At 79.3% G+C, this 2538-nt stretch carries 2 protein-coding genes; both read right to left on the bottom strand.

Annotated features, from left to right (window positions below):
- On the bottom strand, positions 1–314 hold a 314-nt coding region (locus tag ABZW03_RS39775), incomplete at its 3' end, for a lantibiotic dehydratase C-terminal domain-containing protein (protein ID WP_355269608.1).
- A partial coding sequence (locus ABZW03_RS39770; RefSeq protein WP_355269606.1) for a lantibiotic dehydratase occupies positions 307–2538 on the bottom strand: 2232 nt, incomplete at its 5' end. The genes ABZW03_RS39775 and ABZW03_RS39770, both read right to left, overlap by 8 nt.

Genomic DNA, 2538 nt, shown 5'->3' with positions numbered 1-2538 from the left:
GCGAGCAGCTGCTCCGGCGTGCGGTCGGCGACGGACGGGTGCGCGGCCGCCCAGGCCCGCAGCGCCTCGGCGGCCTCCCGGGCCACGGCGGCCACCCGCTCGGCCGGCCCGTCCAGCCGCAGCCGCAGGTGCGGGCCGAACCGCCAGTGCCGCTCGACGTGGGCGCGCAGCCCCTGCTGCGCCGCCCGCCGCGCCAGCGGCAGGACGGCCTCGCGCAGGGCGCGGGCCTTGACGGGCTGGTGGTAGTAGAGGATCACGTCGAGGGCCGGCCCGGGCTCGGCTCGGCCCGCCGGATCGTTCGTCGGCTCACTCATCGGGGGACTCCTCGGCGTCGCGGCGGCGGTGCGGGTGCGGGGCGGGCAGGGGCACGGGTAGGGCTGCGGGCCGGGCCGGGCGGTAGGTCTCCGCGACGAGCTCGACCGTCCGCGCCGGCGCCGCCTGCCCGCCGACGGCGGGCAGCGCCTCCTCCAGCAGGGCGCCGTGCGGGTGGCGGGCGAGCCACCGGTCCAGGTGCCGGAGGTGGAGCGGGTTGCCGAGGTCGACGGGCTGGGGCTTGGGGGCGCGGAGTTGGGCGAGGAAGGCGTCGACGGCCGGAGCGTCCTTGGCGGCCCGCGGCACGGGGTGGAGGAAGAGCTGCTCGGGCAGGCCGAGCCGGGCGCGCCAGCGGGCGACGGCGGCGACCGGGACGCCGTCGGGCCCGGGGTCGGCGGCGAGGTCGGCCCGCAGGGCACCGAGGACCCCGGCCGGGAGGTGCCAGCGGCGGCGGGCGAGCACGACGTGCCGGTGGCGCAGCCGGGGTGTGCGGGTGACGGTGCCGCCGGGCGCGGGCAGGGCCGTGCGGGGCAGCAGGGGCTGGAGGAGCACGACGCCGTTCGGGTGGTCGGCGAGCAGCGGCGCCAGCCGCTGCGGCAGCACGATCGGGGAGAGGAAGCCCAGGTAGAGGACGTCCAGGTACTCGCCGGTGGAGCGCAGCCGGAACCGGAGCTGGTCGCTGCCGAGGTCGTGCACCAGGTCGAGGTCGGCCTCGGCGAGGGCGGACCACCGGCGGTCGGGGCCGACCTCCTCGTCGAGCAGCAGCGGGTGCAGGTTGGCGTTGAAACCGCCCACCGGGCGGAGTTGGGCGGCCCGGGCGCCGTCGCCGAGCCCCGCGCGGATCTGCCGGGCGACCTCGGCGGCGGCCTGCGGCGCGGTGGCGTCGAGGAACCGGCTGGTGAAGCGGCCCCAGCCGCAGTAGACGTGGTTGACGCACAACAGGCCGTCGGACGGATCCCGTTGGACGAACCAGGAGTAGCTGAGCGGCCGGGCCGCCGTCCAGCCGGGCAGCCGGCCGGCCAGTGCGCGCACCCGGTCGGCGGGCAGCACGACCTCCCCGTCCAGCTCCGGCAGGTCGGTGAACTCGCTTCGCAGCGCGGCGAGTTCCTCGGGGACCGGGACCTCGGCCCAGGCGTCGCCGAGGTGGGCGCCGAACTCCCACGGGGTGGTGCAGACGCCGCCGGGGCCGTACCGGGCGACGAAGCGGTCCCGGGCGGCCAGCCGGGTGAGGTGGCCGTGGTCGAACAGCTCGGCCAGCGCGGTGAGTTCACCGAGCGCGGCCCGGTCGGCGGCGTCCAGCCGGGGCTGCGGCGGCGCGGGCGCGTGGACGTCCTCGCTGAGCACGTTGAGCGGTGCGGCGGCATCGGACAGGGGCCGGCCGGCCTCGGCGAGCACCTGGCGCCAGTCGGCCGCCAACCCGGCGAGCAGGCCCGGCCGGCGCTCGGCGGGGGCGGAGGCGTACGCCGCCGTGCCGTCGGCGAGCTGCCGTACGTGCCGGGCCAGTTCGGCGTCCTCGGGCCAGGTCCGGAGCCAGTCGGCGAGCCGCTCCAGCGGATCGGGGCTCTGCGGGTCGACCGGTTCGGTGGGCACCAGCAGCCCGGCGTCGAGGAGCTGCCCGACGAAGCGCCGTGCCGCCGGGTCCTCGCCGGGGCGCCCGAGGGCCTCGGCGAGCCGGGCGGCGAGCCGGTCCGGCGGGTCGGGGGTTTCGGCGAGGGCGGCGAGCAGCGCCAGCTCCGGCCGGGCGCCGAGCTCGACCTCGTCCTCGCGCGAGGCCAGGTAGCGGCCCCCGACGAAGACCGTCCGGGTGCGCTGGTAGTGGGCCCGGCCGGCCTCGACGCGGGCGGCGCTGGTCATCCGGTGCGGCAGGCTCCGGGCGCGCCGGGGGTCGTCGAGCAGGGCCTGCACCAGCGCGCCGACCAGGGCCCGGTTCACCCGGACCACCGCGTGCGGGGCCGTCCGCGACCCGTCCGGGCGCGGGTCGTCCGAGGCCCAGCCGACCGCGGTGAACCAGGACAGCGGGCTGGTCTTGCCGGTCGCCCGCAGCGCGTGGCGCAGGACCGCGGCCTCCTCCTTGCGGGCCCGGCCGCCCCGCCCGGCGCCCGGGTCCGAGGCGTTGACCACCGCGCGCAGCAGGTCGGCGCTGCCCAGCGCCACGGCGCGCCGGAACGCGGGCTCCCGGCACACCTCGGCCAGCGCGGCCCGCTCCGCCGCGAGGGCCGGCGGCAC

This window comes from Kitasatospora sp. NPDC004799 (genome assembly GCF_040609095.1).
Lineage (GTDB): Bacteria > Actinomycetota > Actinomycetes > Streptomycetales > Streptomycetaceae > Kitasatospora.
The sequence above is the reverse complement of the archived record's forward strand: the minus strand, read 5'-3'. Positions and strand labels throughout refer to the sequence as shown.